Source organism: Bacillus sp. AFS002410, from assembly GCF_002556365.1.
In the GTDB taxonomy this organism is placed as follows: Bacteria; Bacillota; Bacilli; order Bacillales; family Bacillaceae_G; genus Gottfriedia.
Genome location: NZ_NUEU01000069.1, coordinates 1 through 286, shown reverse-complemented (window position 1 = coordinate 286; position 286 = coordinate 1). Strand labels below are relative to the sequence as shown.

Genomic DNA, 286 nt, shown 5'->3' with positions numbered 1-286 from the left:
GAAATGATTTCAATAGGAATTGAGTTTGTAAGAGAACCTAAGGAACAAGATTATGGTACTGTTGCGGTATTTAAAGATTTATATGGGAACTTATGGGACTTAATACAATTTAGTGAAAATCATCCATTAGTAAAAAGAATTAAATAAAATATTTGCAGCATTAATTTTTGAATGCATATTTCTTAAAATCGGTTGGAGTTAGTTAACTCCAACTTTTTTGTTGGAATTGGAATGTTATAATAAACTGAATAACATTATTTTTATAATTATTAAATAATTAAGGTGG

The 286-nt window shown here is 25.5% G+C and carries 1 pseudogene; it reads left to right on the top strand.

Annotated features, from left to right (window positions below):
- Window positions 1-147: pseudogene (locus CN692_RS19285) on the top strand (VOC family protein); the annotation flags it as partial.
- Between the last annotated feature and the right edge of the window lie 139 nt (window positions 148-286).